Origin of the sequence: Pseudomonas arsenicoxydans (assembly GCF_006438915.1) — a bacterium.
Taxonomy (GTDB): domain Bacteria; phylum Pseudomonadota; class Gammaproteobacteria; order Pseudomonadales; family Pseudomonadaceae; genus Aquipseudomonas; species Aquipseudomonas arsenicoxydans_A.
The window spans coordinates 315,388-331,069 of record NZ_RCZE01000003.1 but is presented as its reverse complement, the minus strand read 5'-3'; the positions used below and the strand labels follow the sequence as shown (position 1 = coordinate 331,069).

Sequence of the window (15,682 nt, the reverse complement as noted above, 5' to 3'; positions counted from 1 at the left end):
GTGTTGCGGATGGCCTCTTCGCGAGCAAGCCCGCTCCCACATTTAACCGTATTCCTCTGAAAGAACTCGGTCGAATGTGGGAGCGGGCTTGCTCGCGAAGGCGTCGGTGAGGACGCCGCTTATTTATCGCTCAAAGCAAACTGCGTCAGGCAGAAAGTAGGAATCCCCATATCTTCCAACCGCTGCGACCCACCCAACTCCGGCAGATCAATAATCGCCGCCGCTTCATGAACCCGCGCACCCATGCGCCGGATCAGGTTCGCCGCCGCAATCAGCGTGCCGCCCGTGGCGATCAGGTCATCGAACATCACCACCGAATCGCCTTCGCACAGGCTGTCGGCGTGAACTTCGAGGAACGCTTCGCCGTACTCGGTCGCGTAACCCTCGGCCAACACGTCGGCCGGCAGTTTGCCTTGCTTGCGGAACAGCACCAGCGGCTTGTTCAACTGATACGCCAGCACCGAACCGATCAGGAAGCCACGGGCATCCATCGCCCCGATGTGGGTGAAATCGGCTTCGACGTAGCGATGGGCAAAGCTGTCCATCACCAGGCGCAGGGCCGTGGGCGACTGGAACAGCGGCGTGATGTCACGAAAGATCACGCCCGGCTTGGGGAAATCGATCACGGGGCGGATCAGGGATTTGATGTCGAAGGAGTCGAAGACCATCGTCGAGGTGTCCTGGCAGGCTGCAAACGTCGCAGTATAACGGCGGCTGAACCGTTTCGCTCAGCCGCAATGGTTACAAATCAGCCTTCGAGAGAGCCACCGGCCAGCGCGCAGAGCTGGATCGGGTCGAGGATATGAATTTCCTTGCCTTCAGCGGCAATCAATTCGTTCTGCTGGAAACGGGTGAACACCCGGGACACGGTTTCGACCGCCAGCCCCAGGTAATTACCGATTTCGTTGCGCGACATACTCAAGCGGAACTGGTTGGCCGAAAAACCGCGGGCGCGGAAACGGGCCGACAGGTTGACCAGAAAAGTGGCGATGCGCTCGTCGGCGGTTTTTTTCGACAGCAGCAACATCATTTGTTGATCGTCGCGAATTTCGCGACTCATGACGCGCATCAACTGGCGACGCAGTTGCGGCAGTTGCACGGACAATTCGTCGAGGCGATCGAAAGGGATTTCGCACACTGAGGTGGTTTCCAGCGCTTGCGCGGACACGGGGTGCTTTTCGGTGTCCATGCCCGACAGGCCAACCAGTTCACTCGGCAGGTGGAAACCGGTGAGTTGTTCCTCACCGCCGTCGCTCAGGCTGAATGTCTTGAGGGCGCCGGAGCGCACTGCATAAACGCAATCGAAGGTGTCGCCCTGGCGAAACAGGAATTCACCTTTTTTCAGTGGACGGCCACGCTTGACGATGTCGTCCAGCGCGTCCATGTCCTCCAGGTTCAGAGACAGCGGTAAACACAGGGGGGCGAGGCTGCAATCCTTGCAATGGGCCTGGTTATGAGCACGCAGTTTGACTGGCTCGGACATTTCTTCAATCCTTGTGGGAAAATCACACATAAGACGTAAGGGTAACCCACGGGATGGCATTCCGGCCAGTTTGTGCAGATATTGTCACGCCACGATACAGGGTGAAGTTGGGCGGTCCCGTGTAACTGGGCGATGAAGAGTCAGATCACCCGGGAAAATCGTTGCTGATTGGTCTGCTGCAGATAAGCATCGAACACCATGCACACCGAGCGCACCAACAAGCGACCGGCCGGCAGCACGGTGATTCGTTCGTTGTCGAGGCTGATCAAGCCGTCATCGGCCATGGTCAGCAACTGTGGCCACAATTGGCCGAAGTAACCTCGAAAGTCGATGTTGAACGCTTGCTCGATCTCGACGAATTCCAGGCTGAACGTGCAGATCAACTGCTGTATCACCGCCCGCCGCAGCCGATCATCAGCGTTGCACACCAGGCCACGACTGGTGGCCAGTTGACCCGTAGCCAGGGTGTTCTGGTATTGAGCAATATCGCTGGTGTTCTGGCAGTACAGATCACCGATCTGGCTGATGGCGGACACGCCCAAACCGATCAAATCGCAATGGCCGTGGGTGGTGTAGCCCTGAAAGTTACGCTGCAGGGTCGATTCTTCCTGGGCAATCGCCAGTTCATCGTCGGGCAGGGCGAAGTGGTCCATGCCGATGTAGCGGTAACCGGCCTTGGTCAGTTGCTCGATGGTGCGCTGGAGTATTTCCAGCTTCTGCGCCGGTGTCGGCAGCTCGTCGCTGTTGATGCGTCGCTGTGGCATGAAGCGTTCGGGCAGGTGCGCGTAGTTGAATACCGAGAGCCGATCCGGTTGAAGGTTGATCACTTCGTCCACTGTGTGGGCGAAGTTCTCGGGCGTCTGCCGGGGCAAGCCGTAGATCAGGTCGATGTTGATCGAGCGAAATTGCAGGGTCCGCGCCGCATCGATCACCGCGCGGGTTTCCTCAAGGCTTTGCAGGCGATTGACCGCCCGTTGCACGGCCGGGTCGAGGTCTTGCAGGCCAATGCTGACGCGATTGAAACCCAGCTCGCGCAACAGGCCCATGGTCGACCAGTCGGCTTCGCGAGGGTCGATTTCAATGCCGTAGTCGCCGGAATCATCGTCCAGCAAGTTGAAGCTTTTGCGCAGTTGAGCCATTAACTGGCGCAGTTCATCGTGGCTGAGAAACGTCGGGGTGCCGCCACCGAAGTGCAGTTGTTCGACCTTCTGTGCCGGGTCGAGGTGACAGGCGATCAGCTGGATTTCCTGCTCAAGACGCTGCAAGTAGGGCAGGGCGCGGCCGCGATCCTTGGTGATGACTTTGTTGCAGGCGCAGTAGTAGCAAATGTTCGCGCAAAACGGCACATGCACGTACAACGACAACGGGCGCAGGGCCTTGCGGCTGTCACGCAGCGCGTGGAACAGGTCGAACGAGCCGACCTGACTGTTGAATTGCACGGCGGTCGGGTAAGAGGTGTAGCGCGGTCCCGCCAGGTCATAACGGCGGATCAGATCGGTGTCCCAACGAATGGCGTCGAGCATCATGCGGGCATTCCCCCGGATAGGCTGGCAGTGTGAGCGAGTCTAGGGGGGGAGGCGTTGGGTCATCTTGATTTGTATCAACGGTCAGGGTTTGCGTTGTCGGTGCGGGCCTCTTCGTGAGCAAGCCCACTCCCACGTTGGAACGCGGTCAACTGTGGGAGCGGGCTTGCTCGCGAAGGGGGCGCAGCCGATCTAATGACCCATCAACCAATGCTGATGCGGTCCCGGCAAGGTCCAGAGGCCGAACAGCATCACCAGCAACCCACCAGCCATGCGCACGCTGCGTTTGCGCAGCAGCGCCGTCACCCGCTCAGCCGCCAGGCCCGTGGCGAGCAATACCGGCCAGGTGCCCAGGCCGAACGCGAGCATCAACAACGCACTGTCCCGCGCATTGCCCTGACTGGCCGACCACAGCAATGTGCTGTAAACCAACCCGCACGGTAGCCAGCCCCAGAGCGCGCCCAACAGCAAAGCGCGGGGCAGGCTCGATACCGGCAGCAGTTTGTTGGCAATCGGCTGAATATGCCGCCACAGGCCTCGACCCAGGCTTTCGATGCGGGTCAGGCCGCTCCACCAACCAGCGAGGTACAGGCCCATGGCAATCAGCAGCACACCGGCGATGACCCGCATAAACATCGCCGCCGGGCTGTTGGCCACGGCCCAACCCGCCAGGCCGATCAAGAGGCCGGCGGTGGCGTAGCTGAGGATCCGTCCCAGGTTGTAGGCCAGCAGCAACCGAAAGCGTCGGCTGCGTTGTTCCTTGGGAATCGCCAGGGTCAACGCGCCCATCAAGCCGCCGCACATGCCCAGGCAATGACCGCCGCCGAGCAAGCCGAGAATCACCGCAGACACCAGCAGTGGCGCCAATTCAAGCATGAGGCGGCGCCTTGTCGTCGGGTTTGGCCGGATGGCCGCTGGCTTCGTCGACCGCGGCTTTGTGGGCCGGGTCCTGGTCGTCGAACAGAATGCTGTGGGCCGGGCCGTCGAGGTCGTCGTACTGACCGCTGTCGACCGCCCAGAAGAAGATGTAGACGGCGATGGCCACGATCAGCAGCGCGGCCGGGATCATCACGTAAAGAGCTGGCATGGGTGGACTCCATGCCCGCGCGGCTCAGGCCGGCAGCGGGCGGGTTTCTGGCGTGGCGCTGATGGCTGGCGTGCCCGGCAAGCGAGTCAGGCGCAGGGCATTGAGCACCACGGTCAACGAACTGATCGACATGCCGACAGCGGCCCACACCGGCGTGATCCAGCCGAGGGCGGCGAACGGCAACATGAGGCCATTGTACAACCCGGCCCACAGCAGGTTCTCGATGATTACCCGACGGGTTCTTCGGGCCAGACTGAAGGCTTGCACCAGCGCGTCGAGGCGGTTGGACAGTAACACGGCATCGGCGCTGGTTTTCGCCAGATCGGTGGCCGAGCCCATCGCCACGCTGATGTCGGCGGCGGCGAGCACCGGCACGTCGTTGACCCCGTCACCGAGCATCAACACCTTGCGACCTTCCTTGTGCAGTTGTTGCAGGACCTGCAGTTTGTCGTCAGGACGTAAACCGCCACGCGCCTCGTCGATGCCGAGCTCAGCGGCAACGCTGGCGACCATCGGCGAGCTGTCGCCGGACAGCAGCAATGTGCGCCAGCCCCGCGCCTTGCAGGCTTGCAGCAACGCCGGGGCATCCGCACGCAAACGGTCGTCGAGGACAAACCACGCCAGCGGTCCTTGGCTGTCGCCGAGCAGCAGCCATTGGCCGGCCTCATCGGGCATCAACGGTAAGGCCGCACCACTGAGTTCGCAGACAAAGCCCGGCTGGCCAATGCGCAAGCGTTGTACACCAACCAGGCCTTCAAGCCCAAGGCCCGGTGTGCTGTGGACTTCTTCGGCGGCCAGCGGCGCGCGGCCAAACGCGCGGGCTATCGGGTGTTCGGAGCGGTTTTCCAGCGCAGCGGCGAGGCTCAGGCATTGGTCACTGTCGAGTGCGGCCAGCGGGCGGATTGAACGTAAAGCGAGGCGCCCTTCAGTCAGGGTGCCGGTCTTGTCGAAGATCACCGTGTCGATCTGGTTCAGGCCTTCCAGCACATGGCCGCGCGTCAGCAACAGGCCGAGTTTGTGCAGCGTGCCGGTGGCGGCGGTCAGCGCGGTGGGCGTCGCCAGGGACAGAGCGCACGGGCAGGTCGCAACGAGCATCGCCAGTACAATCCAGAAGGCTCGCGATGAATCGAGTTCCCACCACAACAGGCCAATGGCGGCAGCGGCAATCAGCGACAGCAGCAAAAACCACTGCGCGGCACGGTCGGCGATTTCCGCCAGGCGCGGTTTTTCGGCTTGCGCGCGATCCAGCAAGCGGACGATGGCGGACAGTCGCGTGTCCTGGCCCAGCGCCAACACTTGCACGGTCAACGCGCCTTCAACGTTCAGCGTACCAGCGGTGACTGCATCGCCTGGCATTCTCGGCTGCGGCAGGTATTCACCGGTCAACAGCGATTCATCGATGCTTGACTGGCCGTCGAGGATCTTGCCGTCCGCCGGCAGAATCGCGCCGGGGTGCACCAATACCTGATCGCCGACGCGCAATTCGCTGAGCAAGATTCGCTCGCTTTGCCCGTCGGCACTTAGCCGCAAGCACGAGGCGGGCAACAGATTGACGAGTTGTGCGGTGGCCGCGGCGGTACGCTCTCGGGCTCGGCGTTCCAGATAGCGACCCGCCAGCAGGAACAGCGCAAACATCCCGACCGCATCGAAATACAGTTCACCGACACCGCTGATCGAAGTCCAGATCCCGGCGAGGTAGGCGCTGCCAATCGCCAGCGACACCGATACGTCCATGGTCAGGTGGCGCGTGCGCAGGTCGCGCATGGCGCCTTTGAAGAATGGCGCACAGCTGTAGAACACGATTGGCGTGGTCAGGAACAGTGCGACCCAGCGCAGGATGGTGTGCAGTTCGGGGCTGAGGTCGATGTTGAATTCCGGCCAAGTGGCCATGGTCGCCATCATCGCCTGGAACCACAGCAGCCCGGCGACGCCGAGTTGGCGCAGGGCCAGACGGTTTTCACTGGCCAGTTGTTCGCTGGCGCGGTCGGCTTGATAGGGATGGGCGGCGTAACCGATATGGCGCAACTCACTGAGCACCTGGCTCAACGGCAATTGTGCGTCGGCCCAGCGTACGTGCAGGCGATGGTTGGACAGGTTGAGGCGTGCTTCGGCCACTGCCGGTAAACCGCGCAGGTGTTTCTCGATCAACCAGCCGCACGCGGCGCAGCTGATGCCTTCCATCAACAGGGTGGTTTCGGCGAGGTCGCCATCGTGGCGAACGAAGGGGGCTTGCACGTCGGCGCGGTCGTACAGCGCCAGTTCGTCCACCAACTGCACCGGCAAGGCTTCGGGGTTGACCGATGACTCGCTGCGATGCTGGTAATAGCTTTCCAGGCCACCCGCCACGATAGCCTCGGCCACGGCCTGGCAACCCGGGCAGCAGAACTCGCGGGTTTCACCCAGGACCGCCGCGGTGAAGCGGCTGCCGGCCGGGACGGGCAGGGCGCAGTGGTAGCAGGAGAGTTGGGTGCTCATGGGTGGAGTCTATGTCGTCTGGTAGGGCCTCTTCGCGAGCAAGCCCGCTCCCACATTTGATCAGTGTTGTGCACATGATTTGAGTACACACAATCAAATGTGGGAGCGGGCTTGCTCGCGAATGCGCGAAGCGCGCTTTTACTTTTTCAGGTCTTCCGCGCCCTGCAGCGGCTCATCGCCCAGCAGCAGATCCTTGTCATGGCTGACCTGTTCTTCTTCGAACAGGCGCCAGGTCTTGTCACCCTCGACGCCCAGCAGTTCTACAAAGCGACGGCCTTCGACCTTGTCGCTCAGTTGACCAATGTAGCGGCCCTGCTCGGTGTCGCTGTGGGCGAGGGTGATCTTGCGGTCCTTCTCCGGCTGGGTTGGCGAGATCAGGTTCAGTTCAAGAGTTTTCGGTTGGCTGTTGCCGCTCAAGTGCAGGTCGACTTCACCGGTCACGCCATCCAGATGCACGCTGGCGCGTAATAGCAGGGTCTGGGCCAGCAGTTCACGGTCGAGCGAGCGGTTGATGCCTTTGCCGGCCTCGTAGTAGTTGTCGTTCACCAGGTTGTCCGGGTTGTTCACCGCAATGGTCACCATGGACAAGGTCAGGGTCACCGAGCAGGCCAGAATCCCGATGATGATCCACGGCCAAAGGTGCTTGTACCAGGGACTTGCGGCAGTTGCTGCGGGCATGATCACTTCTCTCAACGAATTTGTGGGCCGATGAATCGACTCTTGGCTTCAACGTGAACGCTGTCGTCATCGGCATCCTTGAGGATGAATTTCACCTCGTTGGTGCTCGACGGCAGTTGTTCCGGTGCGCTGGACAGCTCCACCGGCTGGCTGAAAATTTCCCCGGCGGACACTTTGATCTCGCGCTTGCCTTGCAGCTTGAGGTCCGGCAAACCGGTGGCTTCCAGCACGTAGGTGTGGTCGCGCTGATCCTTGTTCATGATCTTCAGGCTGTAGACGTTTTCGATCCGGCCCTCAGCGTTCTCGCGGTACAGCACGCGGTCTTTGCTGACGTCGAAACCGACCAGCGAGCGCATGAAGAACGCAGTGATCAACAACGAGATCATCGCCAGCAGCACCACGGCGTAGCCGATCAGGCGCGGGCGCAGTTTATGGGTTTTTTGCCCGGACAGGTTGTGCTCGGTGGTGTAGCTGATCAGGCCGCGCGGGTAATCCATCTTGTCCATGATCGCGTCGCAGGCGTCGATACAGGCGGCACAGCCGATGCACTCGATTTGCAGGCCATCGCGGATGTCGATGCCGGTCGGGCATACCTGGACGCACATCGTACAGTCGATGCAATCGCCCAGGCCTTGAGCCTTGTAGTCGATGCCTTTTTTGCGCGGGCCACGGGACTCGCCTCGACGTGGATCGTAGGAGACGATCAGCGTGTCCTTGTCGAACATCACACTCTGGAAGCGCGCGTACGGGCACATGTAAATGCACACCTGCTCGCGCAACCAGCCGGCGTTGCCGTAGGTGGCGAGGGTGAAGAAACCGACCCAGAAATACGACCAGCCATCCGCTTCGCCGGTGAAGAAGTCGAACACCAGTTCACGGATCGGCGAGAAATAGCCGACGAAGGTCAGGCCAGTCACAAAACCGATCAACAGCCACATCGAATGCTTGCTGAGCTTGCGCAGGAATTTGTTGGCGCTCATGGGTGTTTTGTCGAGCTTGATGCGCTGGTTGCGATCGCCTTCGGTGACCTTCTCGCACCACATGAAAATCCAGGTCCAGACGCTCTGCGGGCAGGTGTAGCCGCACCACACACGACCGGCGTAGACCGTAATGAAGAACAGGCCGAAGGCACTGATGATCAAAATTCCCGACAACAGGATGAAATCCTGAGGCCAGAAGGTTGCGCCAAAAATAAAGAATTTACGCTCCGGCAGGTTCCACCAGACGGCTTGATGGCCGCCCCAGTTCAGCCACACCGTACCGAAATACAACAGAAACAAAATGGCGCCGCCCATCATCCGCAGGTTGCGGAACAAGCCAGTGAAGGCTCGGGTGTAGATCTTTTCTCTAGAGGCGTAGAGGTCGACGGTTTGTTTCGCGTCTTTGGCTGGCGGCGTGACGTCGTGTACCGGAATCTGGTTGCTCATCATTGCATCCCACGGCAGTGGAAAAATGCCCCGGTCAGTACATGCCGACCGCGGTCAAAAGGGGTGTTGCAGTGGCGCAATGATACGCCTGAAGCTCTAGCACAAGGGTGCGACCTTTGGTCACGTTGGTGGAAATCAACGGACGGTGTAATGACTTGAATCAATTGACTTGTGAATTATGGCCGGTTTTGGTGGTTTCGGTGACCTGTCGCCTCAGGCAGTGGGTAGGGGAGGTGACCGGGCCGACGGAGGGCCGGATGCGTCGTGGTGTTCAGGTTTCTGGCTTCATCTTCTGTCTGTGTTTAATTTTAATAAGGGAAGTCTGGTCTTCCTTAATTGAAGTAAGGCTGGATTGAAATATATTAATTTAATTGGGGGTGGTGTCATGTTTGTGGGTTTCTTTTTTCTGGAATAAGTTGTGCGGAGCGTACGGCTGATGAGCAGTTGTACGGTTGTCTACTAATAACGGAAATGGAATTCTATGAATATCAAGCAAGGCGTAAAGTTGCTCGCGTGTCTGTGGTTGTTGTCAATGGCATCTCTCGTGCATTCGAATGAAGGAATGCCTCGTCATATGGTCTTTGCGTCGGATCCCCAATACCCATGGACGGATAAGACTGACAGTGGTGAAGAGGAGTCGAATGCGGATTTTGAAAAGCGCTCGAAGTGGTTGGTAGAGACGCAGTTTGCGAGCATTGCAGAATTCAGAAGCAAAATGGGTGGTCAGGCGCAAGTGCCGCTGATGATCAATGGCGACATCACCGCATTTGGCCATCCCTGGCAGCTCTCATATATGAGGTCAGCGCTGCGCAACTCCTTTGGTAAAGAGTTTTTGTATGGTTTAGGGAATCACGATTACGAAAATAACGTGAATGACTGTTTCGGCAATCGCTGTGCTGCAAACAGTATTGTTGACTATCAGCAACACCATGCCGACAAAGTCGATGAGTTTGATGTGCGTGTGACGGGTGGGGGGTTTGGGAAACAATATAAAGGCAGTCTCGCTTACTCTAAAAACATAGGTCAGGTGCATCTGATTCAACTTAATAATGAACCTACTTATGAGGTTAAAATTTCCCATCCAACAGATGAGTTCAACATCACCCATGCACTGGATTGGCTTGAAACTGATCTGAGGCATGCCCGGATTCAGGGCTATGCCATCATCATTAATATGCATAAACCTTATGACTGGAAAGGGAGTCGGGATCAGGAAAAGCGTTTCATGGATATGATTGAAAAGTATCAAGTGACCGCGATGTTCGCTGGTCATATCCATCAGAGTGGCGGCAGGACGCGCTACATTGGCGATGTTCCGATGTTTCTCAGTGGCAGTGCTTCTCAAGAGACTTACCTGACCGCCAGTTTCTCCGACGACCGCAAGCAGCTACATGTCAGTCTGGTCGAAAACAATCAGTGGCAGAACCGTCAGCTGGTGCAAACGGTGCCGGTGAAGTCGATCTGGGCCAATCGTCCATAAAAAAAACCCGCCAGCGATTGGCGGGGTCTTTTTTATTGCATCAAGCGTTTGCTTTACTGAGCTTCTGCTTCCGATGCTTTCTCACCATGAGACAGGCTGTAGACGTAAGCGGCCAGCAAGTGAACCTTGTCGTTGCCTTGCAGCTGTTCTTGCGCAGGCATCTGGCCCTGACGGCCATAACGGATGGTCTGCTGCAGTTGAGCGAAGCTCGAACCGTAGATGAACGCGGCCGGGTGGGTCAGGTTAGGAGCGCCCATCGCAGGCGTACCTTTGCCTTCAGGACCGTGGCAAGCCACGCAGTTGGCAGCAAACAGCTTCTGGCCGGCAACCGGGTCAGCCTTGGTGCCTTCCGGTAGTTTGCGGCCATCGAGGTTGGTCAGGACAAAGGCAGCGACATCGGAAACGCCTTGCTCGCCGATCACGTCAGCCCACGCGGGCATGACCGCATGACGGCCACCCATGATCGTGGTCTTGATGGTTTCCGGCTCGCCACCCCAGCGCCAGTCGGCGTCGGTCAGGTTAGGGAAGCCATAAGCGCCCTTGGCGTCGGAACCGTGGCAGACCGAGCAGTTGGAGGCGAACAGACGGCCACCCATCTTCAGGGCTTGCGGGTCCTTGGCGACTTCTTCGATCGGCATGGAAGCGAACTTGGCGAAGATCGGGCCGAACTTGGCGTCCGACTTGGCCATTTCCTTTTCCCACTCGTGAACGCCGGTCCAGCCGGTCTGGCCGTTGGCGAACGCGGTCTGCTTCTCGTTATCCAGGTAGTTGTAACCTGGCAGCAGGCCTTTCCAATTGCCCAGGCCCGGGTACAGCACCAGGTAGCCCAGCGCGAAAATGATGGTGCCCACGAACAGCATGAACCACCATTTTGGCAGTGGGTTGTCGTACTCCTCGATCCCGTCGAAGGAGTGGCCAACCGTTTCTTCCGTCTGCTCGGCGCGCTGACCCTTGCGGGTAGACAGCAGCAGCCAGGTCAAGGCGAAGATGGTGCCGAGACTGAGGACTGTGACGTACAGACTCCAGAACGTAGTCATTCTTTGTTACTCCTAGAAGCTTGCTCGACGTGCTTGATGGCTTCGGGATCATCCGCGAAAGGCAGCAAGGTCGCGTCTTCAAACTCCGACTTGCGCTTGGGGCTGAACACCCACAACGCCAGACCGATGAAGGCCACCATCACAACAACGGTGCCCAGGCCACGAATCATCCCGATATCCATCTAAATCACCGTTTGCTTTTGATGATGGTGCCCAGGCCTTGCAGATAGGCCACCAGCGCGTCCATTTCGGTTTTGCCCTTCACAGCATCCTTGGCACCGGCGATGTCTTCGTCGGTGTAAGGGACGCCGAGCGTGCGCAAGACTTCCAGTTTCTTGGCGGTGTCTTTGCCGTCGAGCTTGTTTTCCACGAGGAACGGGTAGGCCGGCATTTTCGACTCCGGCACTACGTTGCGCGGGTTGTACAAATGCGCACGCTGCCAGTCATCGGAGTAACGACCGCCGACACGGGCCAGGTCCGGACCGGTACGCTTGGAGCCCCACAGGAACGGGTGGTCCCAGACGCTTTCACCGGCGACCGAGTAGTGGCCGTAGCGTTCGGTTTCAGCACGGAACGGGCGGATCATCTGCGAGTGGCAGCCGACACAGCCGTTGGCGATGAAGACGTCGCGTCCTTCGACTTCAAGCGCAGGGCGAGGCTTCATGCCTTCGACCGGCTTGTTGGTGACGTCCTGGAAAAACAGCGGAACGATCTGGGTCAGGCCGCCGATGCTGACGGCGATAACCATGAAGAAGGCCAGCAGGCCAATATTCTTCTCGACTGCTTCATGCTTCATCAGTGAGCTCCAACTACAGCAATCTGAGCGGCGGCTTCGGCTTCAGCCGGGTTCGAGGCACGTACGGTACGCCATACGTTGTAGGCCATGAACAGCATGCCGCTGGCAAAGAACGCACCGCCCAGGGCGCGAACGATGTAGCCAGGGTGGCTGGCTTGCAGCGCTTCAACGAACGAGTAGGTGAGGGTGCCGTCATCGTTGATTGCCCGCCACATCAGGCCCTGGGTGATGCCGTTGACCCACATCGAAGCGATGTACAGAACGGTACCGATGGTCGCGAGCCAGAAGTGCGTATTGATCAGGCCAACGCTGTGCATCTGCGCACGACCGAACAGTTTCGGGATCATGTGGTAGATCGCGCCGATCGAGATCATCGCTACCCAGCCCAAGGCGCCGGCGTGTACGTGGCCGATGGTCCAGTCGGTGTAGTGAGACAGCGAGTTGACGGTCTTGATGGCCATCATCGGGCCTTCGAAGGTCGACATGCCATAGAACGCCAGCGACACGACCAGGAAGCGCAGGATCGGGTCGGTGCGCAGCTTATGCCAGGCGCCCGACAGGGTCATCATGCCGTTGATCATGCCGCCCCAGCTCGGAGCCAGCAGGATGATCGACATCGCCATGCCCAGGGACTGAGCCCAGTCCGGCAGTGCGGTGTAGTGCAGGTGGTGCGGACCGGCCCAGATGTACAGGGTGATCAGCGCCCAGAAGTGCACGATGGACAGGCGATAGGAGTAGATCGGACGCTCGGCCTGCTTCGGAACGAAGTAGTACATCATCCCCAGGAAGCCGGTGGTCAGGAAGAAACCCACCGCGTTGTGGCCGTACCACCACTGGATCATCGCGTCAGTCGCACCCGAGTAGGCGGAGTAAGACTTGAACAGGCTGACCGGCAGCGACATGTGGTTGACGATGTGCAGCATCGCGGTCACGACGATGAACGCGCCGTAAAACCAGTTACCGACATAGATGTGCTTGGTCTTGCGCTTGACGATGGTGCCGAAGAACACCAGACCGTAAACGACCCAGACAATGGCCAGCAGAATAGCCAGGGGCCATTCCAGTTCGGCGTATTCCTTGGTGGTGGTGTAACCCAGCGGCAAGGTAACGATCGCGCCGATGATCACCGCTTGCCATCCCCAGAAGTGGAAGGCTGCGAGGCTATCGGAAATCAGTCGCGTTTGGCAGGTTCGCTGCACGACGTAATAAGAAGTGGCAAACAGTGCACAACCACCGAAGGCGAAAATCACCAGGTTGGTGTGCAACGGGCGTAAGCGTCCAAAAGTCGTCCACGGCAGACCGAAGTTCAATTCCGGCCATACAAGCTGTGAGGCGATGAAGACACCGAGCCCCATGCCAAGGATCCCCCAGACCACCGTCATGATGGCGAACTGGCGGACTACCTTATAGTTATAAGCAGTCGGACTGATTGCTGTGCTCATTCTAAGGTTCCACGGTTTGGGTGTTTTATTAGGAGTAAAAATCGGTCGCAAGTATGGAGAAAGCAGGGGGTCATTGCAACGCGCCATGACCTGGGTCAATGCTTTCAAAAGCTGATTCTGCGGCCTTTCCATGCGCCGCGTAAGGACAAAATTGCCCTCGGGCAAAATGTCGCAGCGAACGAAAATGAGGAGGGGGTCCGGTCAGTTGTTACGGGGTGTGTTCAAACCCAGCGATCGGGTGACCGATGGCAATTGGCGCGACAGCCGGTATCTACCAGCCTTTGCGGCTTGTCATCGAACAGAATCGTCGAACACATCGGCTAAAAACGACCCGGAACCGGCTCATGCCAGTCCGCACCGAGCAAGCTTAGACCCGAATCTGGTGAACCGAAAGAAAGAGCTAGGGGAGGGTGCGACAATGGGTCGCAAAGAGGCAGGAAACTGCCGCATCCGGGAGAATGCGGCAGCAGAGCGGTCGAGAATTATTCCTGCTTGCCTTCAGCCTGCAAACGCTCGGTGCTGACACCGTGCGACAGGCTGTACACGTAAGCGGCCAGCAATTGCACCTTATCGTTGCCGAGCAGTTCGTTCTGCGCCGGCATATGGCCCTGGCGGCCATGGCGAATGGTCTGTTGCAGTTGCGACAGGCTTGTACCGTAAATAAAACCGGCCGGGTGCGTCAGGTTCGGCGCGCCCATGGCTTCAGTGCCTTGGCCGTTTGCCCCATGACAGGCTACGCAAGTGGTGCTGAACAGTTGCTGTCCCGCGTGCAGGTCGGCGCCGGTGTCGGCAGGTAACGGCAGGCCGGCCAGGTCATGACGCACATAAGCGGCGACATTCTTCACACCGGTCTCACCGAGGATTTCACCCCAGGCCGGCATGGCGGCCATGCGACCGCCCATGATCGTGGTTTTGATCGTGTCCGCCGTACCGCCCCAGCGCCAATCGCGGTCCGCCAGGTTCGGGAAACCAAATGCACCCTTGGCATCCGAGCCGTGGCACACCGAGCAGTTGGACGCAAACAGACGCCCGCCCATTTTCAGCGCTTGCGGGTCTTTAGCCACTTCTTCCACCGGCATCGCGGCGAATTTGGCGAAGATCGGTCCGAACTTCGCGTCGGCCTTGTCCATCTCCTTTTCCCATTCGTGCACGCCGGTCCAGCCGTTTTCATAGCCCGGCAGAATGCCTTTCCAGTTGCCCAGGCCCGGGTAAAGAATCAGATAACCCACGGCAAACACCAGCGTGCCGGCGAACAACATGAACCACCACTGCGGCAGCGGGTTGTCGTACTCCTCGATGCCGTCGAAGCTGTGGCCCATGGTCTGGTCGACGCTGCCCTTGGTTTCGCCCTTGCGGGTGCCGATCAGCAGCCAGGTCAGGCCGATCAGGCTGCCGAGGGTCAGCACGCAGATCCACGTACTCCAGAAGGTGGTCATGGCCGGGTACTCCTTGTTTCAGGTTCTTGGGTGGCGTTATCGGGTTTCGGTTCGTCGGCGAACGGCAGCAGGCGCGCTTCGGCGAATTCCGGGTTGCGCTTGCTGTTGAACACCCACAGCGTCAGGCCGACGAAGGCGACAAACACCACGACTGTGCCCAGGCCGCGGATCATTCCACTGCTCAATTCAACGACCATGGCTCACCTCTTGCTCTTGATGGCAGTGCCGAGCACTTGCAGGTAAGCAACCAAGGCGTCCATTTCGGTCTTGCCCTTGAGCGAGGCCATTGCCCCGGCGATGTCATCGTCGGTGTATGGCACGCCCAAGGTGCGCATGGCGCGGATCTTGGTTTCGGTGTGGCTGCTGTCGAGTTGATTGGCCACCAGCCATGGGTAGGCGGGCATTTTCGATTCCGGCACCACATTGCGCGGGTTGTATAAGTGCGCGCGGTGCCAGTCTTCCGAGTAGCGACCGCCGACCCGCGCCAGGTCTGGCCCGGTGCGTTTCGAGCCCCAGAGGAACGGGTGATCCCAGACGCTTTCCCCGGCGACCGAATAGTGGCCATAGCGTTCGGTCTCGGCCCGGAACGGGCGGATCATCTGCGAGTGGCAACCGACGCAACCTTCACGGATGTAAATGTCGCGACCTTCCAGTTGCAGCGCGGTGTAGGGCTTCATGCCTTCCACCGGTTTATTGGTCACGTCCTGAAAGAACAGCGGGACGATCTGGGTCAGGCCGCCGATGCTCACGGCCAGCACCATCAACAACAGCAACAGGCCGACGTTTTTTTCGATTGTTTCGTGTTTCATGGCGGACTC

At 59.2% G+C, this 15,682-nt stretch carries 16 protein-coding genes; 1 reads left to right on the top strand and 15 read right to left on the bottom strand.

Annotation, left to right across the window (positions count from 1 at the left end):
- Nucleotides 1-119: 119 nt before the first annotated feature.
- The 8 genes from EAH78_RS08175 to ccoG form a co-directional block, all read right to left on the bottom strand.
- Entirely contained in the window at nt 120-668 is a 549-nt protein-coding gene (locus EAH78_RS08175) for an adenine phosphoribosyltransferase (RefSeq protein ID WP_008057870.1), read from the bottom strand.
- A gap of 80 nt (nt 669-748) precedes the next feature.
- The gene (fnr, locus tag EAH78_RS08170) at nt 749-1,483 is read right to left on the bottom strand and encodes a fumarate/nitrate reduction transcriptional regulator Fnr (RefSeq protein ID WP_140667117.1); all 735 of its coding nucleotides are present in this window, start codon (nt 1,481-1,483) and stop codon (nt 749-751) included.
- 140 nt (nt 1,484-1,623) lie between these two features.
- Nucleotides 1,624-3,006, bottom strand: coding sequence for an oxygen-independent coproporphyrinogen III oxidase (gene hemN / locus EAH78_RS08165; protein WP_140667243.1), 1,383 nt, complete (start codon nt 3,004-3,006; stop codon nt 1,624-1,626).
- A gap of 192 nt (nt 3,007-3,198) precedes the next feature.
- Complete coding sequence (locus EAH78_RS08160) at nt 3,199-3,882, bottom strand: sulfite exporter TauE/SafE family protein (RefSeq protein WP_140667116.1); 684 nt, start codon at nt 3,880-3,882, stop codon at nt 3,199-3,201.
- Entirely contained in the window at nt 3,875-4,093 is a 219-nt protein-coding gene (gene ccoS / locus EAH78_RS08155; RefSeq protein ID WP_027921715.1) for a cbb3-type cytochrome oxidase assembly protein CcoS, read from the bottom strand. Before ccoS ends, EAH78_RS08160 begins: the two co-directional genes overlap by 8 nt.
- A 24-nt stretch (nt 4,094-4,117) precedes the next feature.
- Entirely contained in the window at nt 4,118-6,568 is a 2,451-nt protein-coding gene (locus EAH78_RS08150; protein WP_140667115.1) for a heavy metal translocating P-type ATPase, read from the bottom strand.
- Nucleotides 6,569-6,706: 138 nt separating this feature from the next.
- Nucleotides 6,707-7,246 carry a FixH family protein gene (locus EAH78_RS08145; protein ID WP_027921713.1) on the bottom strand — a complete coding sequence of 180 codons (540 nt, stop codon included), beginning with the start codon at nt 7,244-7,246 and terminating at the stop codon, nt 6,707-6,709.
- Between the two features lie 11 nt (nt 7,247-7,257).
- A complete protein-coding gene (gene ccoG, locus EAH78_RS08140) occupies nt 7,258-8,673 on the bottom strand; it encodes a cytochrome c oxidase accessory protein CcoG (protein WP_140667114.1) in 1,416 nt (471 codons plus the stop codon).
- A gap of 481 nt (nt 8,674-9,154) precedes the next feature.
- Between ccoG and EAH78_RS08135 the strand changes: the two genes are divergently transcribed.
- Nucleotides 9,155-10,153, top strand: coding sequence for a metallophosphoesterase family protein (locus tag EAH78_RS08135; RefSeq protein ID WP_140667113.1), 999 nt, complete (start codon nt 9,155-9,157; stop codon nt 10,151-10,153).
- 53 nt (nt 10,154-10,206) lie between these two features.
- Here EAH78_RS08135 and ccoP (EAH78_RS08130) read toward each other — a convergent pair whose 3' ends face one another.
- The 7 genes from ccoP (EAH78_RS08130) to ccoO (EAH78_RS08100) form a co-directional block, all read right to left on the bottom strand.
- Nucleotides 10,207-11,190, bottom strand: coding sequence for a cytochrome-c oxidase, cbb3-type subunit III (gene ccoP / locus EAH78_RS08130; protein ID WP_140667112.1), 984 nt, complete (start codon nt 11,188-11,190; stop codon nt 10,207-10,209).
- Nucleotides 11,187-11,372 (bottom strand): CcoQ/FixQ family Cbb3-type cytochrome c oxidase assembly chaperone, encoded by a 186-nt coding sequence (locus EAH78_RS08125; RefSeq protein ID WP_003175465.1) that lies wholly within the window; start codon nt 11,370-11,372, stop codon nt 11,187-11,189. The genes ccoP (EAH78_RS08130) and EAH78_RS08125 overlap by 4 nt, the downstream gene beginning before the upstream one ends.
- Before the next feature lie 5 nt (nt 11,373-11,377).
- Nucleotides 11,378-11,986, bottom strand: a complete 609-nt coding sequence (gene ccoO, locus EAH78_RS08120; RefSeq protein ID WP_054054085.1) for a cytochrome-c oxidase, cbb3-type subunit II — start codon at nt 11,984-11,986, stop codon at nt 11,378-11,380.
- The gene (ccoN, locus tag EAH78_RS08115; RefSeq protein WP_140667111.1) at nt 11,986-13,428 is read right to left on the bottom strand and encodes a cytochrome-c oxidase, cbb3-type subunit I; all 1,443 of its coding nucleotides are present in this window, start codon (nt 13,426-13,428) and stop codon (nt 11,986-11,988) included. Before ccoN ends, ccoO (EAH78_RS08120) begins: the two co-directional genes overlap by 1 nt.
- A 482-nt stretch (nt 13,429-13,910) precedes the next feature.
- The gene (gene ccoP, locus EAH78_RS08110; protein WP_140667110.1) at nt 13,911-14,864 is read right to left on the bottom strand and encodes a cytochrome-c oxidase, cbb3-type subunit III; all 954 of its coding nucleotides are present in this window, start codon (nt 14,862-14,864) and stop codon (nt 13,911-13,913) included.
- Nucleotides 14,861-15,061, bottom strand: a complete 201-nt coding sequence (locus tag EAH78_RS08105) for a cbb3-type cytochrome oxidase subunit 3 (protein ID WP_140667109.1) — start codon at nt 15,059-15,061, stop codon at nt 14,861-14,863. The genes ccoP (EAH78_RS08110) and EAH78_RS08105 overlap by 4 nt, the downstream gene beginning before the upstream one ends.
- 3 nt (nt 15,062-15,064) lie before the next feature.
- On the bottom strand, nt 15,065-15,673 hold the full coding sequence (gene ccoO / locus EAH78_RS08100) for a cytochrome-c oxidase, cbb3-type subunit II (RefSeq protein WP_140667108.1): 609 nt from the start codon (nt 15,671-15,673) through the stop codon (nt 15,065-15,067).
- Nucleotides 15,674-15,682 lie beyond the last annotated feature (9 nt).

Excerpts from the sequence above, each read along its gene's own strand:
- EAH78_RS08175 (WP_008057870.1), bottom strand. The coding sequence starts at position 668 with ATGGTCTTCGACTCCTTCGACATCAAATCCCTGATCCGCCCCGTGATC.
- fnr (WP_140667117.1), bottom strand. The coding sequence starts at position 1,483 with ATGTCCGAGCCAGTCAAACTGCGTGCTCATAACCAGGCCCATTGCAAG.
- hemN (WP_140667243.1), bottom strand. The coding sequence starts at position 3,006 with ATGCTCGACGCCATTCGTTGGGACACCGATCTGATCCGCCGTTATGAC.
- EAH78_RS08160 (WP_140667116.1), bottom strand. The coding sequence starts at position 3,882 with ATGCTTGAATTGGCGCCACTGCTGGTGTCTGCGGTGATTCTCGGCTTG.
- ccoS (WP_027921715.1), bottom strand. The coding sequence starts at position 4,093 with ATGCCAGCTCTTTACGTGATGATCCCGGCCGCGCTGCTGATCGTGGCC.
- EAH78_RS08150 (WP_140667115.1), bottom strand. The coding sequence starts at position 6,568 with ATGAGCACCCAACTCTCCTGCTACCACTGCGCCCTGCCCGTCCCGGCC.
- EAH78_RS08145 (WP_027921713.1), bottom strand. The coding sequence starts at position 7,246 with ATGCCCGCAGCAACTGCCGCAAGTCCCTGGTACAAGCACCTTTGGCCG.
- ccoG (WP_140667114.1), bottom strand. The coding sequence starts at position 8,673 with ATGAGCAACCAGATTCCGGTACACGACGTCACGCCGCCAGCCAAAGAC.
- EAH78_RS08135 (WP_140667113.1), top strand. The coding sequence starts at position 9,155 with ATGAATATCAAGCAAGGCGTAAAGTTGCTCGCGTGTCTGTGGTTGTTG.
- ccoP (WP_140667112.1), bottom strand. The coding sequence starts at position 11,190 with ATGACTACGTTCTGGAGTCTGTACGTCACAGTCCTCAGTCTCGGCACC.
- EAH78_RS08125 (WP_003175465.1), bottom strand. The coding sequence starts at position 11,372 with ATGGATATCGGGATGATTCGTGGCCTGGGCACCGTTGTTGTGATGGTG.
- ccoO (WP_054054085.1), bottom strand. The coding sequence starts at position 11,986 with ATGAAGCATGAAGCAGTCGAGAAGAATATTGGCCTGCTGGCCTTCTTC.
- ccoN (WP_140667111.1), bottom strand. The coding sequence starts at position 13,428 with ATGAGCACAGCAATCAGTCCGACTGCTTATAACTATAAGGTAGTCCGC.
- ccoP (WP_140667110.1), bottom strand. The coding sequence starts at position 14,864 with ATGACCACCTTCTGGAGTACGTGGATCTGCGTGCTGACCCTCGGCAGC.
- EAH78_RS08105 (WP_140667109.1), bottom strand. The coding sequence starts at position 15,061 with ATGGTCGTTGAATTGAGCAGTGGAATGATCCGCGGCCTGGGCACAGTC.
- ccoO (WP_140667108.1), bottom strand. The coding sequence starts at position 15,673 with ATGAAACACGAAACAATCGAAAAAAACGTCGGCCTGTTGCTGTTGTTG.